The organism is Arthrobacter sp. Y3225209, assembly GCF_059090685.1.
Map to the genome: position 1 here is coordinate 18,238 of NZ_JBNHFW010000028.1, position 16,922 is coordinate 35,159.

At 65.9% G+C, this 16,922-nt stretch carries 15 protein-coding genes; 10 read left to right on the plus strand and 5 right to left on the minus strand.

All coding sequences use genetic code 11. The features are described 5' to 3' along the window. Nucleotides 1–89 precede the first annotated feature (89 nt). On the minus strand, nucleotides 90–629 hold the full coding sequence (locus tag AC5RVB_RS13900) for a YceI family protein (RefSeq protein ID WP_227902467.1): 540 nt from the start codon (nucleotides 627–629) through the stop codon (nucleotides 90–92). Nucleotides 630–790: 161 nt separating this feature from the next. On the opposite strand from AC5RVB_RS13900, the gene AC5RVB_RS13905 reads away from it, so the two are divergent. From AC5RVB_RS13905 to ccsB, 5 genes are all read left to right on the plus strand, one after another. Next, on the plus strand, nucleotides 791–1,453 hold the full coding sequence (locus AC5RVB_RS13905; protein WP_227902466.1) for a histidine phosphatase family protein: 663 nt from the start codon (nucleotides 791–793) through the stop codon (nucleotides 1,451–1,453). Between the two features lie 59 nt (nucleotides 1,454–1,512). Next, entirely contained in the window at nucleotides 1,513–2,142 is a 630-nt protein-coding gene (locus AC5RVB_RS13910; RefSeq protein WP_423724607.1) for a TlpA family protein disulfide reductase, read from the plus strand. A 4-nt stretch (nucleotides 2,143–2,146) separates the two neighbouring features. Then, nucleotides 2,147–2,944, plus strand: a complete 798-nt coding sequence (locus AC5RVB_RS13915) for a cytochrome c biogenesis CcdA family protein (RefSeq protein ID WP_227902465.1) — start codon at nucleotides 2,147–2,149, stop codon at nucleotides 2,942–2,944. A gap of 67 nt (nucleotides 2,945–3,011) precedes the next feature. Beyond that, nucleotides 3,012–4,730, plus strand: a complete 1,719-nt coding sequence (gene resB / locus AC5RVB_RS13920) for a cytochrome c biogenesis protein ResB (protein WP_423724608.1) — start codon at nucleotides 3,012–3,014, stop codon at nucleotides 4,728–4,730. Next, on the plus strand, nucleotides 4,730–5,761 hold the full coding sequence (gene ccsB / locus AC5RVB_RS13925) for a c-type cytochrome biogenesis protein CcsB (RefSeq protein ID WP_290244153.1): 1,032 nt from the start codon (nucleotides 4,730–4,732) through the stop codon (nucleotides 5,759–5,761). The genes resB and ccsB overlap by 1 nt, the downstream gene beginning before the upstream one ends. Nucleotides 5,762–5,890: 129 nt before the next feature. On the opposite strand, the gene AC5RVB_RS13930 is transcribed toward ccsB, so the two are convergent. Next, nucleotides 5,891–6,271, minus strand: a complete 381-nt coding sequence (locus AC5RVB_RS13930) for a PLD nuclease N-terminal domain-containing protein (protein WP_227928602.1) — start codon at nucleotides 6,269–6,271, stop codon at nucleotides 5,891–5,893. 85 nt (nucleotides 6,272–6,356) lie between these two features. Between AC5RVB_RS13930 and AC5RVB_RS13935 the strand changes: the two genes are divergently transcribed. After that, on the plus strand, nucleotides 6,357–6,662 hold the full coding sequence (locus AC5RVB_RS13935; protein ID WP_227902462.1) for a DUF4229 domain-containing protein: 306 nt from the start codon (nucleotides 6,357–6,359) through the stop codon (nucleotides 6,660–6,662). Nucleotides 6,663–6,728: 66 nt separating this feature from the next. Here AC5RVB_RS13935 and AC5RVB_RS13940 read toward each other — a convergent pair whose 3' ends face one another. Genes AC5RVB_RS13940 through AC5RVB_RS13950 form a run of 3 tightly spaced genes read right to left on the minus strand, consistent with a single transcriptional unit; the run spans nucleotide 6,729 to nucleotide 9,750 of the window. After that, nucleotides 6,729–7,613, minus strand: a complete 885-nt coding sequence (locus tag AC5RVB_RS13940; protein WP_227902461.1) for a 1,4-dihydroxy-2-naphthoate polyprenyltransferase — start codon at nucleotides 7,611–7,613, stop codon at nucleotides 6,729–6,731. Between the two features lie 39 nt (nucleotides 7,614–7,652). After that, the gene (locus AC5RVB_RS13945) at nucleotides 7,653–8,789 is read right to left on the minus strand and encodes an AMP-binding protein (RefSeq protein WP_290244159.1); all 1,137 of its coding nucleotides are present in this window, start codon (nucleotides 8,787–8,789) and stop codon (nucleotides 7,653–7,655) included. A gap of 7 nt (nucleotides 8,790–8,796) precedes the next feature. Next, on the minus strand, nucleotides 8,797–9,750 hold the full coding sequence (locus AC5RVB_RS13950; RefSeq protein WP_227902459.1) for a 1,4-dihydroxy-2-naphthoyl-CoA synthase: 954 nt from the start codon (nucleotides 9,748–9,750) through the stop codon (nucleotides 8,797–8,799). A 127-nt stretch (nucleotides 9,751–9,877) separates the two neighbouring features. Here AC5RVB_RS13950 and AC5RVB_RS13955 point away from each other — a divergent pair, with 127 nt between their 5' ends. The 4 genes from AC5RVB_RS13955 to narI are packed head-to-tail and all read left to right on the plus strand — an operon-like array spanning nucleotide 9,878 to nucleotide 16,897. Beyond that, the gene (locus AC5RVB_RS13955; RefSeq protein WP_494142942.1) at nucleotides 9,878–13,597 is read left to right on the plus strand and encodes a nitrate reductase subunit alpha; all 3,720 of its coding nucleotides are present in this window, start codon (nucleotides 9,878–9,880) and stop codon (nucleotides 13,595–13,597) included. After that, nucleotides 13,597–15,390, plus strand: coding sequence for a nitrate reductase subunit beta (narH, locus tag AC5RVB_RS13960; protein WP_227902457.1), 1,794 nt, complete (start codon nucleotides 13,597–13,599; stop codon nucleotides 15,388–15,390). Before AC5RVB_RS13955 ends, narH begins: the two co-directional genes overlap by 1 nt. After that, complete coding sequence (gene narJ, locus AC5RVB_RS13965; RefSeq protein ID WP_227928605.1) at nucleotides 15,387–16,085, plus strand: nitrate reductase molybdenum cofactor assembly chaperone; 699 nt, start codon at nucleotides 15,387–15,389, stop codon at nucleotides 16,083–16,085. Before narH ends, narJ begins: the two co-directional genes overlap by 4 nt. Next, a complete protein-coding gene (gene narI / locus AC5RVB_RS13970; protein WP_423724609.1) occupies nucleotides 16,082–16,897 on the plus strand; it encodes a respiratory nitrate reductase subunit gamma in 816 nt (271 codons plus the stop codon). The genes narJ and narI overlap by 4 nt, the downstream gene beginning before the upstream one ends. The last annotated feature ends 25 nt before the right edge of the window (nucleotides 16,898–16,922 follow it).

Below are 16,922 nucleotides of genomic sequence, written 5' to 3' on the forward strand. Positions count from 1 at the left end.
CCCGGCCCGGGTGCCAAAAGACATCACAAAAAGAAACAGCACAGCCCCCTGCCGGATGGCGGGGGGCTGTGCTGAAGAGGGAGTGCTGCCTACGCGGCTACGAAAGCGGCGTCCACGGTGATGGTGACCTTGTCGCCCACGAGGACGCCGCCGGTCTCCAGCGCTGCGTTCCAGGTCAGGCCGAAGTCCTTGCGGCTGATGACGGTGCTGGCGGAGAAGCCGGCGCGGGTGGCGCCGAAGGGATCCACGGCCACGCCGTTGAATTCGGTATCCAGGACCACGGTGCGGGTGATGCCCTTGATGGTCAGATCGCCGGTGACCTTGTAGGTTTCGCCGGAGCCTTCGATGCCGGTGGCGGTGAAGGTGAGTTCCGGGAACTGCTCGACGTCGAAGAAGTCGGCGCCCTTGACGTGGCCGTCGCGGTTGGCGTCATTGGAGTTGAAGGAATCGGCAGCGATCACAGCGGTGACCGTGGTGTCTGCGATGGTTTCGCCCACAGTCAGGGTTGCTTCAACCTTGTCGAACTTGCCGCGGACCTTGCTGATGCCGGCGTGCCGGACGGTGAAGCCGACTTCGCTGTGTGAGGCGTCGAAATTCCAGGTTCCGGTGGTGAGGCCGCTGGGGATCATGTGATTGCTCCTTCTGTGACAGTGTGGTGCGGAGAAGACCCCCGCAGCATTTTCATGCATTTGCATACAGTGTTGCATGGATTGGTTAAAGGTTCAAGTGAATCCCGGAGTCTGGTTTGGGGAATTTAGCGGCTGGCGCTATCTCTGCGAAACTGGGACACATGTCCCGCTCATCCATACATCTCGTGCGCCACGGTGAAGTCTTCAATCCGGACAAGGTCCTTTACGGGCGCCTTCCCGAGTTCCACCTGTCCGATCTGGGACGCCGGATGGCGGACCGCGTGGCCGGACACTTTGATGAACGGCGCAACGACGGCGCCAATCTGGTTTATCTCGTCGCCTCGCCCCTGACCCGTGCGCAGGAGACAGCTGCTCCGATTGCCGCCGCGCTGAAGCTGGATATCGCCACCGACGAGCGCATTCTGGAAGCTGAGAACCGCTTCGAAGGCATGTCCAACATTCAGAGCAGGCTTCGGAACCCGCGCTACTGGCCGCTGCTGCGCAATCCCATGCGTCCGTCCTGGGGTGAGCCCTATGCCAAGCAGGTGGCCCGGGTGATGGCTGCCGTCGACGACGCGCGGATGCGTGCCGTGGAGCTCGGCGGAGATAACGCAGAGGCTGTCCTGGTCAGCCACCAGCTGCCCATCTGGGTGACCCGGCTCGCCGCCGAAGGCAAAAAGCTCTGGCATGATCCGCGCCAGCGGGAATGCACCCTGACCTCGGTCACCACACTGGATTTTGACGGCGCAGAACTCGTAGGCGTCCGCTACGCGGAGCCCAGTGCCGACCTCCTTCCCGGCGCAGCAAATGTCCCGGGAGCATAATAGAATTACTACGCGTTGTAGAAGTGGCTTCCCCCTGCCGCGATGAAAGCTGGAAATCCTTGAAGAAAAGTCAGAGCCCTGACGCGGCCCTCGGGCGCCGCTCCTTCCTTCGGCTCGGTGCCGGACTGGCCGTCAGCGTACCGTTTGTCGCCGCTGCTGCCGGCTGCTCCTCGGATGATCCGCTGGCAGAACAGGCCAATGCAGGAGACAACAAGAACTACATTGCCGGTGACGGCTCAGTCACGGAATACGATCCCGCCGACCGCGGCGAAGCAGTGCAGCTTTCCGGCACGCTTTTTGACGGCACCGAAGTGAGCTCCGCGGACTGGGCAGGCGCCGTCGTCGTCCTCAACTTCTGGTACGCCGCCTGCGCCCCCTGCCGCAAGGAAGCCCCCGACCTGGTGGAGCTGCACAACACCTTCGAACCCGACGGCGCGCGTTTCTACGGCGTGAACATCCGCGACGAAAAGGCCACGGCCGAAGCCTTTGAACGGAACTTCAACGTTCCGTACCCCAGTTTTTATGACAAGGACGGCGGCGTGCTGCTTGCGATGGCCAACGTGGTTCCGCCGCAGGCCGTACCCACCACCCTGGTGCTGGACCGGCAGGGCCGTGTCGCAGCGCGCATCCTCGGACTGGCGGACAAGGGCACCCTGAAGGCCCTGATCAGCGACGCGCTGGCAGCGTAGGGACGTGTCCTTTCTTACAGCAGCGGTGAACCCGGCCGCGGAATCCACCGCCAATGCCTTTGCGGACACCGTACTCAACGGCTCCGTGCTGCTGGCCATCCCCGTAGCTGCCCTCGCCGGGCTGGTTTCCTTTCTCTCACCCTGCGTCCTTCCCCTGGTCCCGGGATACCTGGGGTACGTCACCGGACTGACCGGGGTGGATCTGCAGAAGCAGCGCCGGGGGCGGATGTTCGCCGGCATCGGACTGTTTGTGCTCGGGTTTTCCCTGGTGTTCGTGGCGCTCGGTGCAGGCATCGGGCAGCTCGGGGCCTGGCTGAAGGGTTCTGAACAGGAATGGATCACCCAGGCGCTTGGCGTGGTGGTGATCCTGCTGGGCATTGTCTTTATGGGCGGCATGAGCTGGTTCCAGCGCGACCGCAAGATCGAAGCCAAGCCGCCGGCAGGCCTCTGGGGCGCTCCGGTGCTGGGAATCACGTTCGGGCTGGGATGGGCACCGTGCATCGGCCCGACGCTCTCCGCTGTACAGTTACTCTCCTTCTCCGGCAGTGACGCCAGCGCCGCCAAGGGTGCACTGCTGACTTTTGTCTACTGCCTCGGGCTGGGACTGCCGTTCCTGCTCCTGGCCGTCGGCTTCCGGCGGGGAATGGGTGCCCTGGGCGTCTTCCGCCGGCACCGTCTCGCCCTGCAGCGTTTCGGCGGCGGAATGCTGATTGCCTTGGGCGTGCTGATGGTCAGCGGCGTCTGGAACGTGTGGATCAACCAGCTCCAAGGTTGGTTGGGTAACGTGACACTGCCGATCTGATGTACGAGCGAATGAACAGTGAGAACAGACGAAGCATGAGAACACCTTGACCCCGAAACCGGATGACGTGACTGACAAAGCCAAAAAGCCCGTATCCCCGTCCCGCCCGTCCAAGGCCGGCCGGGATGACGTGGCGCTGCCCGCGCTGGGCGTGCTGGGCATGCTCCGGTGGGCCTGGAACCAGCTGACCAGCATGAAGACGGCGCTGTTCCTGCTGCTGCTGCTCGCCGTCGCGGCTGTGCCCGGTTCGCTGTTTCCGCAGCGGCCCGCCGATCCGTCGGTGGTCACGCAGTACATCAAGGACAACCCCGAGACCGGGCCGTGGCTGGACCGGTTCCAGCTTTTTGATGTGTACTCCTCGGTCTGGTTCTCCGCGATCTACCTACTGCTGTTCATCTCCCTGATCGGCTGCGTGATCCCGCGGGCCAAGGCGCACTTCAAGGCCATGCGCTCCAAGCCGCCGCGCACCCCCAGCAAACTGTCCCGGATGCCCGAGTACGGCACCCTCACCGTTCCGGCGTCCGCGTCCCTGACCCCGGCCGACGCCGTGCGCGACGCCGCGAAGGTCCTGCGCAAGCGTGGCTACCGCGTGGATGTCCGGGGGACCGACACGGACCGGCCCTCGGTTGGCGCCGAGCGCGGGTTCGCAAAGGAACTGGGCAACCTGGTTTTCCATACCTCCATGATTGGGGTGCTGGCCTGTGTGGGTATCGGCGGGCTCTTCGGCTACAGCGGACAGAAGATCGTGGTGGAAGGCGAGTCCTTCGTGAACACCCTGGTCAGTTATGACACCTTCACACCGGGCTCCAACTTCACCGAGAACCAGCTGAGCCCGTACGCGCTCACCCTGGACAAGTTCGAGGTCGAATTCGACCGCGAGTCAGAGACCCACTACGGCCAGCCGCTGGACTTTTCCGCCTACATGACCGTGAGGGAGAGCCCCGACGCCGAACCGCGCGAGGAGCTGCTCAAGGTTAACTCGCCCCTCACGGTGGGCGGCACCCGCGTGTACCTGGTCGGCAACGGTTACGCCCCCACCGTGACGGTGCGCGACGGCGAGGGCAACGTGGCGCTGCAGGGTCCGGTCGTCGCGGTCCCCACCGACGGCGTGTACACCTCGCTGGCGGTGATCAAGGCTCCCGACGCCAAGCCGGACCAGCTGGGCTTTGTCGGCTTCTTCCTGCCCACCGCCATGATCGACGAGGCAGGGGTCAGCTACTCCGGGGACCCGGATCCGATCAACCCACAGCTGAACCTGAACTCCTACTACGGGGACCTTGGCCTGGATGAGGGCGTGCCGTCCAACGTCTACGTACTGGAAACCGAAGACCTCACCCCGCTGAACAACCGTGACCTGGACGCCGGGGGCATTGTGCTCGCCGCCAACCAGACCTACGAACTGCCGGAGGGCAAGGGGTCAATCACCTTTGACGGGCTGAAGCGCTACGCGGCCCTCGACATCCACCACGATCCGGGCAAGACCGGTGTACTGATCTTCTCCGTCCTGTCCCTCTCCGGCCTGGCAGCCTCGCTGTTCCTGGCCCGCCGGCGGGTCTGGGTCCGGGCCGGCCAGCATCCGGACGGCCGCGTGATGGTCGAGTACGGCCTGCTGGCCCGCGGCGAGGATGCCCGCCTGTCCAGCGAGGCGTCCACTATCCGGGGCCTGCTTTCGGAGAAGTGGCTGGCACAACAGGACACGCACGGACACAATGATGGGCGGGTCAGCGTACCCGCAAACGCAGCGGCGGAGCGCAGCACCGCCGAAGAATCAGGTAAGGACCGGTAATGCCATCCATCGATTACACCCTCGCGAGTTACAGCGAGCTGTTTATGCTGCTGGCAGCATTCGCTTATACGGTCGCGTTCCTGGCCTTTTCATGGGATCTGGCCAAGAGCAGCAAGACCATTCAGGCGGTCGAAAGCCGGCTGGAGACCAAATCCCGGGTGCGGGAAACCGTTCCGGCCGGCGCTCCGAAGAACGGCTCCGCGCGGTCCTGGGACCCTGACGGCGGGCGCGAAGCCCAGACCGCCGACGCCGGCATGGGCTACACCGGTCCGCGCCGCAACGCCGCCCGCGTCGGCGTGGCGCTGACCGTGCTGGCTGCCGCCGTGCACGCAGCGGGCGTTATCACCCGCGGCATGGCTGCCCACCGCGTGCCCTGGGGCAACATGTACGAGTTCTGCACCACGGGCGCGCTGGTGGTGACCGTAGTGTTCCTGCTGGTGCTGACCCGCCGCGACCTGCGCTTCCTGGGCACGTTTGTCCTCGGTCTGGTGCTGATCATGATGATGGCGGCCACCATCGGCTTCCCCACCCCGGTGGCGCACCTGGTACCGGCCCTGCAGAGCTACTGGCTGATCATCCACGTTTCCGTTGCCGTGATTGCCTCGGCCCTGTTTACGCTCACGTTTGCCATGTCGGTGCTGCAGCTGCTGCAGGCTGACCGGGAAACCCGCATCCGCTCCGGACGCCCGGAACGTCTGCCGTTCCTGCGGATTGTTCCCTCCGCCCAGAGCCTTGAGAACCTGGCCTACCGCATCAACGCTGTTTCCTTCGTGCTGTGGACCTTCACCCTCATGGCCGGCGCTATCTGGGCCGAACAGGCCTGGGGACGCTACTGGGGCTGGGACACCAAGGAAGTCTGGACCTTCGTGATCTGGGTGGTCTACGCCGGTTACCTGCACGCCCGCGCCACCCGCGGCTGGACCGGTACCCGTGCCGCCTGGCTCTCGATTGTCGGTTACCTCTGCGTGGTCTTTAACTTCACCATCGTGAACATGTTCTTCTCCGGCCTGCACAGCTACGCCGGCGTCTAACCCCGCCAGTGGAAAGGCCCGCCCCGGAATCCCGGGGCGGGCCTTTTTACGCCTGGAGGGGAAGCCCTTTTCAGCGGGCTCATGGCGGAGGAATGCCTGCTGCGGCGGGCGGCCGCGAATGCGGGGAGCCTAGGCCCCGGGCTTGCCGTCGTCGCTTCGGCGGTCCTGTTGTTCTTCGCGGGCCCGAAGCTCCGCCTCGCGGGCTTTGAGCTCGGCTTCCTTCTGTTCCTGCCGGCGGCGGATTTCGAGGTTACGCAGGAAATCGGGATCGTCGTCGGGCGCTGAGGGACGGCGGGGCTGCCGCGGTCCGGACCCGCCGGAACCGCCGGACGGCCGGCCGAAGAGGAACCACAGCGCAGCACCGATCACCGGTACCAGGATGATGGCAAGCACCCAGGAGACCTTCGAAATGCTCCGCACCTCGTTCGCGCGGGACATGATGCAGTCGATGACGGCGTAAATGATCACAGCAGCGACAAGGATGACGCCGAACAACACAAGACGAGGCATAGGCCCATTGTAGTTGAGCGGCCCGTCGGCAGGCTCCGGCGCCGCCAAGGAGCCGGCCGAACCCGCGTGCGCCTAGAATGGAGGCGTGGCTTTCTGGAAATTTACTGCACTCCGCCTGGGTTTGGTGGCCGTCTTCTTCGTGATCTGCCTGTGGATGGGACTGGGCGTCCTGGTCTCGGCGCTGGCCGCTGCAGTCCTGGCCTGGTGCGTTACCTACCTGTTTGCCCGCAACATGCGCGACGAAGCGGCCCGTACCGTTCAGCGCCGCTTCACCGAGGAACGGGCACCCAAGCGCAACCGTGCCGAACTGGATGACTCAGCTGCCGAGGACGGTTTGGTTGCCGGTAACCCCGATGTGCAGATCGACAACGACCGCCGCCGCGACGTCTAAAGCGCCGCCGGGAGGCAAGCCGCGCCGCCGGCCGGTCCGGCCAGACCGGGAGCCGGCCGGGCCCGGCTAGGCCAGGAGCCGGGTGATGACCAGCCCGGCAGCGTAGAGCACGCTGAAGCCCAGGTTGATCAGCCCGGTCTGCTTCAGGACCGGGATCAGGCTTCCGCGCTTTTTGCCCGTCAACATCAGCCAGCACGGCATGATGCACGCCGGCACCAGTAGCAGCACCAGCAGGATCCACGGGTAGCTGCCGGCGATCAGCAGCGGCAGCAGCAGGGCCAGGGCCAGCATCATCACGTAGCTGATCCGCGCGGGGCCATCGCCCAGCCGCACGGCAAGTGTCCGCTTGCCAGCCTCACGGTCCGTGGGAATGTCCCGGACGTTGTTGGCCATCAGCAGCGCCATGGCGATCAGCCCGGTGCCCACCGCTCCCAGCACGGCAGCGGTATTGATTTCCAGGGCCTGCGTGTAGGTGGTGCCGAGGGTGGCGACAAGGCCGAAGAAAACGAAGACAAACACATCGCCCAGGCCCAGGTAGCCGTAGGGGTTCTTTCCGCCGGTGTACCCCCAGGCGGCGGCCACGCAGCCGAAGCCGACCAGAATCAGGTACCAGCTCGAGGCCAGGATCACCAGGGCGAAGCCGGCCACCATCGCGGCGCCAAAGCACACGAAGGCCGCGTACTTGACCTGCTTGGGTGTGGCCAGCCGGGAACCGGTCAGCCGCAGCGGGCCCACCCGGTTATCGTCGGTGCCGCGGATGCCGTCGGAGTAGTCGTTGGCGTAGTTCACGCCCACCTGCAGCAGGATGGCCACAATGGCTGCCAGCGCGGCACGGACCGGATGGAAGGCTCCGAGGTCGTAGGCGGCAGCCGAGCCGATAATGACAGGCGCTATTGCCATCGGCAGCGTCCGGGGACGGGCGCCTTCTAACCATTGGGCGGCTGTAGCCACAGTTTCAGTCCTTAGTTCTTCGGTTACGGGAAATCAGGTTCAGTGTTTAGCCGCGGCAAGCAGCCGCAGCAGCGTCATCCGGTCCGCTTTGCCGTTGGGCAGCAACGGCAGGGATTCGAGCAGCAGGACCACCTTCGGCACGGCCGCGGCTCCCAGCCGGGAGCGGACGGCCTCGCGGACCAGCTCCGGGTCAACGCTGCCGACGACGGCGGCGCCCACCCGGGAGCCCCACTCGGCGTCGTCGAGGCCCAGCACAAAGGCCTGTTCCACGCCGGCCACGGTTTCCACGGCCCCGGCAACCGCCTGAGCCGAGATCTTGATGCCACCGCTGACGATGACGTCGTCCAGCCGGCCGGACACATGAACCCGGCCCTGATCATCCACCGTGCCGGTGTCATCGGTGCGGAACCAGCGGCGTCCGGAATTGAACCGGAAGCGGTCCCGGGTCAGTTCGGGGCGGCCCATGTAACCGTCGGCCAGCACGTCGCCTGCAATCCACAGGCGTCCCTCTTCCCGGATGACGTCGATGCCGGGCAGCGGAACACCGTTGTAGACGCAGCCGCCGCAGGTTTCGCTCATCCCGTAGGTGGTCACCACGTTCAGGCCGTGGCTGCGCGCCTTCTCCAGCAGGGGAGCGCCCGCGGGGGCGCCGCCGAGCAGGATCGCGTTGAAGCGGCGCAGCACGCGGAGGGTTTCCGGTGCCGGGTCCTGCAGCAGCCGGTGCAGCTGGGTGGGCACCAGGGAGGTAAACCGGTTGCGGTCCGTCATGTCCTCGGCCGCCCGGGTAAATACCTCCGCGCTGAACGGAACGGACAGGTCCATAAACACCGGCTGCGTGCCGGCATAGAGGGACCGGATGAGGACCTGGACACCGGCAATGTAGTTCACCGGCAGCGCAGCCAGCCACTGGCCGTCGGCTTCCAGCGCCATGGCGGTGGACATCGAGGACGCGGCCAGTGCGTCCGTGGAGAGCATGGTCTGTTTCGGGGTTCCGGTGGAGCCGGAGGTGCTGATCACCAGCGCAATGTCATCATTGGGCAGTTCGCCGTCGAAGGTCTGGCCGGGATCCGTGTGCGGTGCCACGGCGGGCCCCTCGCCGGCCAGCGCATCGGCCAGCGGGGCAAGGAGCATACCCGGATCGAATCCGGGGGAGATCAGGACTGGGAGCAGTTCCAAAGCGGTCCTAGAAGTAGTAGGGGAAGGAGGACCAGTCCGGCTCCCGTTTGGCCAGGAACGCCTCTTTGCCTTCCACCGCCTCATCCGTCATGTACGCCAGCCGGGTGGCCTCGCCGGCAAAGACCTGCTGTCCGGCCAGGCCGTCGTCGGCCAGGTTGAACGCGAACTTCAGCATCCGGATGGCCTGCGGAGACTGCCGGGCAATGTCCGCCGCGTATTCCAGTGCCACCTTTTCCAGGTTTTCATGGTCCACCGCTTCATTGACCGCGCCCATGGCCACCATGTCCTCGGCGGAGTATTCGCGGGCCAGGAAGAAGATTTCACGTGCTTTCTTCTGGCCGATCTGCCGGGCCAGGAGCGCGGAGCCGTAGCCGGCGTCGAAACTGCCCACGGTGGCGTCGGTCTGCTTGAATTTTCCGTGCTGGCGGGAGGCGATGGTCAGATCCGAGACCACGTGCAGGCTGTGCCCGCCGCCGGCTGCCCAGCCGTTGACAACGGCGATGACCACCTTGGGCATGGTGCGCATCAGCCGCTGGACTTCCAGGATGTGCAGCCGGCCGGCGCGTGCGGGGTCAATGGTTTCCTTCGTCTCGCCCTCGGCATAGCGGTAGCCGTCGCGTCCGCGGATGCGCTGGTCTCCGCCGGAGCAGAAGGAGTGGCCGCCGTCCTTGGGAGAGGGGCCGTTGCCGGTGAGCAGAACGGTGGCGACGTCGGGGGTCATCCGGGCGTGGTCCATGGCCCGGTACAGCTCGTCCACGGTGCCGGGACGGAAAGCATTGCGCACCTCGGGGCGGTTGAACGCGATCCGCACGGTCGGCAGGTCACGTATGACGGCGCCGTCGGCGTCGCGCTCCACCTGGCGGTGGTAGGTCATGTCTGCCAGGTCCTCGAACCCGGAGACGAGACGCCACTGCCGCGGGTCGAAGATATCGGACACCTGTGCTGGAAGTTCTGTGCTCACAAATCGAGTTTATCGCCCGGGTCCAAACCGGCCGGACACTGCCGCCGTCCGAAAAACTGCCGGGTCGGGACTGCGATATGCGGGTTCCCCCTGTTTGCGCGGGCCGCCCTGTTCCAAGCTGGTACCTATGGCTGGCTCCGCTCCGGGGATCGATGGCCCCGCATCTGACGCAATGCTCAAACTCGGCCGGTTCTTCACCCGATGGGATGAGACCGCTGACGGACGGGCCGTGTTCCGGGAAGGCGGCCGGCAGGGGGACGCCTTCTACCGGAACCGGTGGAGCCACGACAAGGTGGTGCGCTCCACCCACGGCGTGAACTGCACGGGATCCTGCTCCTGGAAGGTGTACGTCAAGGACGGGATCATCACCTGGGAGGCGCAGGAGACGGACTACCCGAGCGTGGGACCGGACCGGCCCGAGTACGAGCCGCGCGGCTGCCCGCGCGGCGCGGCGTTCTCCTGGTACACCTATTCGCCCACCCGGGTCCGGTTCCCCTATATCCGCGGGGTGCTGCTGGAAATGTACCGTGCGGCCAGGGAACGAACCGGGGACCCGGTGCTGGCGTGGGAAGAGATTGTGAATGATCCGCAGAGCCGGCGCACCTACCAGCAGGCACGGGGCAAGGGCGGACTGGTGCGCTCCAGCTGGGCCGAGGCACTGGAGATGACTGCGGCCGCACACGTCGCCACGGTGAAGAACTTCGGCCCGGACCGCTGCACCGGGTTCTCACCCATCCCGGCCATGTCCATGGTCTCGCACGCGGCCGGTGCCAGGTTCATCAACCTCATCGGCGGGGTGATGAACAGCTTTTATGACTGGTACGCGGACCTGCCGGTGGCCAGCCCGCAGGTCTTCGGGGACCAGACCGACGTACCCGAATCCGGGGACTGGTGGGACGCCACCTATCTGATGATGTGGGGTTCCAATATCCCGGTCACCCGCACTCCGGACGCGCACTGGATGGTGGAAGGGCGCTACCGCGGCACCAAGGTGGTCTCGGTCAGCCCGGACTATGCGGACAACACCAAGTTCGCCGATGAATGGCTCCCCGCCGCGGCCGGCTCCGACGCCGCGCTCGCGATGGCAATGGGCCACGTGATCCTGAAGGAGAACTTCGTGGACCGGCGGGTGCCGTTCTTCGAGGACTACGTGGTGCAGTACACCGATCTGCCGTTCCTCGTCGCACTGGAGCAGGGCCCTGACGGAACCGTGGTTCCGGGCAAGTTCCTCACCGCCGCGGAGCTGGGGCGGAGCGAGGCCAAAGCCGCGGACGCCGCCTTCAAGACGGTGCTGCTGGACCGCGACGCCGGCACCCCGGTGGTGCCCAACGGTTCCGTGGGCTTCCGGTACAACGAGGCCGACGCCGGGAAATGGAACCTGGACCTGCAGGGCGTGGTGCCCGCCCTGTCGATAGCCGATGCCTCCTCCTACAGCCAAAAGGTCAGCCGGGTGGACCTGCCCGCCTTCACCGACCCGTCCGGGGTCGGAACGGTAGTGCAGCGCGGCGTGCCGGTGATGGAGGTAGCCGGGCGGACGGTCACCACCGTCTTTGACCTGATGCTGGCCCAGTACGGGGTGGGCCGGGACGGGCTGCCCGGACAGTGGGCGGCCGGGTATGACGACGCCGCCAGTCCCTACACCCCGGCATGGCAGCATGAAATCACCAACGTCAGCCCGGAAGCCGTCATCCGCACGGCCCGGGATTTCGCCGCCAACGCGGAAAAATCCAAGGGCCGGTCCATGATCATCCTCGGCGCCGGTATCTGCCAGTGGTACCACGGCGATGTGACCTACCGTGCCATTCTGGCCATGCTGATGCTCACCGGCTGCCAGGGCCGCAACGGCGGCGGCTGGGCGCACTACGTCGGCCAGGAGAAGTGCCGGCCCATTACCGGCTGGGCAGCCATGGCCTCCGCCGGGGACTGGAACCGGCCGCCCCGGTTCATGATCGGCACGGCATTCTGGTACATGCACACGGACCAGTTCCGCTCCGATGGGTATTCCTCCGACGCCATGCAGTCCCCGCTGGCGACCGGCCACCTGCGCGGCATGCACACCGCCGATGTGGTTGCTAAGTCCACCCGGATGGGCTGGATGCCGTTTTTCCCGCAGTTCGATGCGCGCAATTCCCTGGACGTGGCCGATGACGCCGCGGCGGCCGTGGCCCGCGGGGAGGCGGACACGGAGGCCGCCTGGGTGGCACGGCAGCTGAAGGAGGAGAAGCTGCGTTTCGCCGTGGAGGATGTGGATGCCCCGGAGAACTGGCCGCGGACCCTGATCCTGTGGCGCTCGAACCTCCTGGGCTCCTCGGCCAAGGGGGAGGAGTACTTCCAGAAGCACCTGCTGGGCACCCTGAACAACGTGATGGGCAAGGACCACGCCGAAGCCCGTCCCAAAGACGTGGTGTGGCGCGAGGAAGCACCGCAGGGCAAGCTCGACCTGCTGGTCTCCGCGGATTTCCGGATGACCAGTTCCACGCTGCTTTCCGACGTCGTGTTCCCGGCCGCCACCTGGTACGAGAAGTACGACCTGTCCTCCACCGACATGCACCCCTACGTGCATGCCTTCACGCCGGCCATCGCCCCGCCCTGGGAAGCCAAGACGGATTACGATCTGTTCCGGCTGCTCGCCGAGGAGTTCTCCCGCCAGGCGTTGACGCACCTGGGCGTGCGCAAGGACATGGTGGCCACGGCGCTGACCCATGACACCCCCGGAGAGATCGCCCAGCCCGGCGGCCACGCCCCGGACTGGAAGGGCACGGATATTCCCGCTGTCCCGGGGAAGAACCTGCCCTCCCTGGCGGTGGTGGAACGGGACTACACGGCGATCGGTGAAAAGTTCGTGGCCATCGGACCGTTGGCGGACAAGCTGGGCCTCACCACGAAATACGTCACCTACGATGTGTCCCGTCCGCTGGTCCAGCTGGCGCGCAAGCACGGCGTTTTTGACCGGGGGGCCGCGGCCGGGCGGCCGGCCGTGGACACGGATGCCCGGATGGCCGAAGCCATCCTGCTGCTCTCGGGCACCACCAACGGGGAGCTGGCCGTGCAGGGCTTTAAAACCCTGGAAAAGCGGACCGGGGTCCCGCTGGCGGATCTGGCCGAAGGTGCGGAGGACCGGCAGATCACCTTCCGCGACACCCAGGACCGGCCCACACCCGTCATTACCTCCCCGGAGTGGTCCGGGTCCGAGACCGGCGGGCGGCGGTACGCGCCGTTCACCATCAACATCGAACGGCTCAAACCGTTCCATACCCTGACCGGTCGGATGCACTTCTTCCTGGACCATGACTGGATCCTGGACATGGGTGAGGCGCTGCCGGTGTACCGGCCGCCACTGGATATGCACCGCCTGTTCGGCGAACCGCAGCTGGGGACCCGCGGCGAGCTGTCCGTTGCCGTGCGGTACCTGACCCCGCACAACAAGTGGTCCATCCATTCGGAGTACCAGGACAACCTGCTGATGCTCTCCCTCTCCCGCGGCGGGACCTCGGTCTGGATCAGCCCGCAGGACGCCGCGCTGATCGAAGTGTCGGACAACGAGTGGGTGGAGTGTGTGTCCACCAACGGGGTGCTGGTGGGCCGGGCGATCGTCAGCAGCCGGATGCCTGCCGGGGTGCTGTACGTCTACCACGCGCAGGAACGCATCATTGACGTGCCCAAGTCCGAAGCCACCGGCCGGCGCGGGGGCATCCACAATTCGGTGACCCGGATCCTGGTTAAACCCACACACATGATCGGCGGTTATGCGCAGCTGTCCTGGGCCTTTAACTACCTCGGCCCCACAGGCAACCAGCGCGACATTGTCTCCGTCGTCCGGAAGCGTTCCCAGGAGGTGGCGTACTGATGCGAATCATGGCGCAGACGGCAATGGTGATGGCACTGGATAAGTGCATTGGCTGCCATACCTGTTCAGTGACGTGCAAACAGGCCTGGACCAACCGGGCCGGCACCGAATACGTGTGGTTCAACAACGTGGAGACCCGCCCCGGGCAGGGCTACCCGCGGCGGTATGAGGACCAGGAGAAATGGAAGGGCGGCTGGGAACTGAACAGCCGCGGGAAGCTGAAGCTGAAGGCCGGCGGCCGGCTCGCCAAACTCTTCGGCATTTTCGCCAGCCCGGTCCAGCCCGAACTGAATGACTACTACGAGCCGTGGACCTACGACTACGAAAACCTGATCAACGCGCCCGCAGGCAAGGACTTCCCCGTGGCCCGGCCCAAGTCCCTGATCACCGGCGAAAACATGAACATTGAATGGTCCGCGAACTGGGACGATGACCTGGGCGGTTCGAAAAACACCGAGCAGCAGGATCCCGTGCTCCAGAAGCTGCGCAGCGAGGCCGAAGAGAAGGTCAAAGCGGACTTCGACAACACCTTTATGTTCTACCTGCCCCGGATCTGCGAGCACTGCCTGAACCCCTCCTGCATGGCCTCCTGCCCCTCCGGCGCCATCTACAAGCGCGAAGAGGACGGCATTGTGCTGGTGGACCAGGACCGCTGCCGCGGCTGGCGACAGTGCATCACCGGGTGCCCGTACAAAAAGATGTACTTCAACCACCGCTCCGGCAAGGCGGAGAAGTGCACCTTCTGTTATCCCCGCATCGAGGTGGGCCTTCCCACCGTCTGCGCCGAGACCTGCGTGGGACGGCTGCGGTACATCGGGATTTTCCTGTACGACGCCGACCGCGTCACCGAGGCCGCCTCCACACCGAACGTGCAGGACCTGTACGAGGCCCAGCTGGACCTGATGATGGACCCCAATGATCCGGAAGTCATTGCCGGCGCCCGGGCCGAAGGCATTCCGGAGGACTGGCTGGACGCGGCCCGGCGCTCGCCGGTCTACGCGATGGCCAAAACCTTTAGGGTGGCGCTGCCGCTGCACCCGGAATACCGGACCATGCCCATGGTTTGGTACGTCCCGCCGCTGTCCCCGATTGTGGACGTACTGAACGAACAGGGGCACGACGGCGAGAGTGCGGACAACCTCTTCGGCGCCATCGAGGCGCTGCGGATTCCGGTGGAGTATCTGGCCGAACTGTTCACCGCCGGGGACACGGACCTGGTCACCGGGGTGCTGCGCAAGCTCGCGGCCATGCGCGCCTACATGCGCGACATCACCCTCGGTGACGCACCGGATGAAAAGATCGCCGCCGACGTCGGCATGTCCGGAGAGCAGATCGTGGCGATGTACCGGCTGATGGCCGTGGCCAAATACGAAGAGCGGTACGTGATCCCCAGCGCGCACCTGGAGGACGCCCACAACCTGGAGGAAATCGGCTGTTCCCTGGATGTGGAAGGCGGGCCCGGGATGGGCCAGACCGGCGTCTTCGGTGAGGCCTCCGGCCGTCCCACCCCCGTGGCGGTGGAAAACTTCGAGGCACTGCAGGCCCGGCAGCGCGGAGACGACCCGACAGGGAACGGCGATCTGGGCGGACGGGTCAACCTGCTGAACTGGGACGGACGGGGATCACCCAAGGGCCTGTTTCCGCGGAACAACAACCGCGGTGCTGCGGACGCCGATGCCGGTGCGGATAAGGGTGCCGGATATGACCAGGCCGCCGGTGACGGACCGGCTCCCGCGACAGGGAACAGCGACGGCGGGGAACCCCCGTCCTCCGGGCCGGGGGTACGGCAGTGAGCCTGCTCGAGAAACTGCTGGGCAAACCGGGCAAGGGCACAGTGGCCCCGGAACCTTACGCGGACGCCCATCCTGCGCGCAGCCGGGTCATCCGGCAGGCGGCGGCGCTGCTGCTCGAGTACCCGGACCGGGCACTGATGGACGCTCTGCCTGCCCTGCGGTCCGCGCTCGCCGAAGCCGGGGCCACCGGTTCCGAGCTGGAGGACCTGTTCAGCTGGTTCACCGACACACCGCTGCGCGAGGTGCAGGCAAGCTACGTGCAGGAGTTTGATCTTTCCAAGCGGCACAGCCTGCACCTGACCTACTGGACCGACGGCGATACCCGCCGGCGTGGGGAGGCCCTGGCCGCCTTCAAGGAGGTCTACCGCTCCCACGGCGCGCTGCCGGAGGGAAGCGAACTGCCGGACTACCTGCCGCTGGTGCTCGAATTCGCCGCCAAGGTGTCTCCGGAGGACGGCTACGAACTGCTGCAGCGTTACCGGCCCTCCGTGGAACTGCTGCGCCTGGCCCTGCGGGATGACGGGCTGCCCTATGAAGGGGTGCTGACCCTGCTCTGCACCACGCTGCCCGGGGTATCTCCGGAGGACAGGGCCGAGGTGATGCGGACGGCCGGGTACGGGCCGCCCACTGAGACGGTTGGCCTGGAGCCCTACAGTTCGCGGCTGCTGCCGGTGAGTGAAAGGAACAGCCCATGATGAGCCTGCCGCTGGATGTGCCGCCCCCCGGGAATGTGCAGGTAGGGCTGGATGACGTGATGCTGTGGGGCGTGCTGCCCTACCTGGTGCTGGCCATCCTGATCCTCGGCTCCATTTGGCGCTACCGGTATGACCAGTTCGGCTGGACCACCCGCTCTTCGCAGCTGTACGAGTCCCGGCTGCTGCGCATTGCCTCGCCGCTGTTCCATTTCGGCATCCTGGCCGTGATTGTGGGCCACTTCGTGGGTCTGGTGATCCCCAAGACCTGGATGGATGCCGCAGGGGTAAACGAGGACACGTACCATTTCTTTGCCCTCAGCGTTGGCAGCATCGCCGGGGTAGCCACCCTGGTGGGGATCGTGCTGCTGATCTACCGGCGCCGCACCACCGGTCCCGTGTTTATGGCCACCACCCGGAACGACAAGGTGATGTACATTTTCCTGCTGGCCGCCATCCTCGCCGGGCTGGCGACCACGGTCTTTTCCGTCTTCGACACGAAGATCGTGAACTACCGGGACACGGTCTCACCGTGGTTCCGCTCCATCTTCATCTTCCAGCCGGACCTCGTGGGCATGACGGCAGCCTCCATGTCCTTCAAGATCCACACGCTGACGGGTTTGGTGCTCTTTGCCCTCTGGCCGTTCACCCGGCTCGTGCATGCCTTCACCGCACCGCTGCAGTACCTGTTCCGCCCCTACATCGTGTACCGCTCGCGCGGAAAGCGGCCGGCTCCGGGTGTGGGAACGCCGCGGCGGGGCTGGGACCCGGTCGGAACCCCGGACCGGGACCGGCCCGGGGTGCCTCCGAAATGATTCCCTGACGGTACCTTCTCAGAAG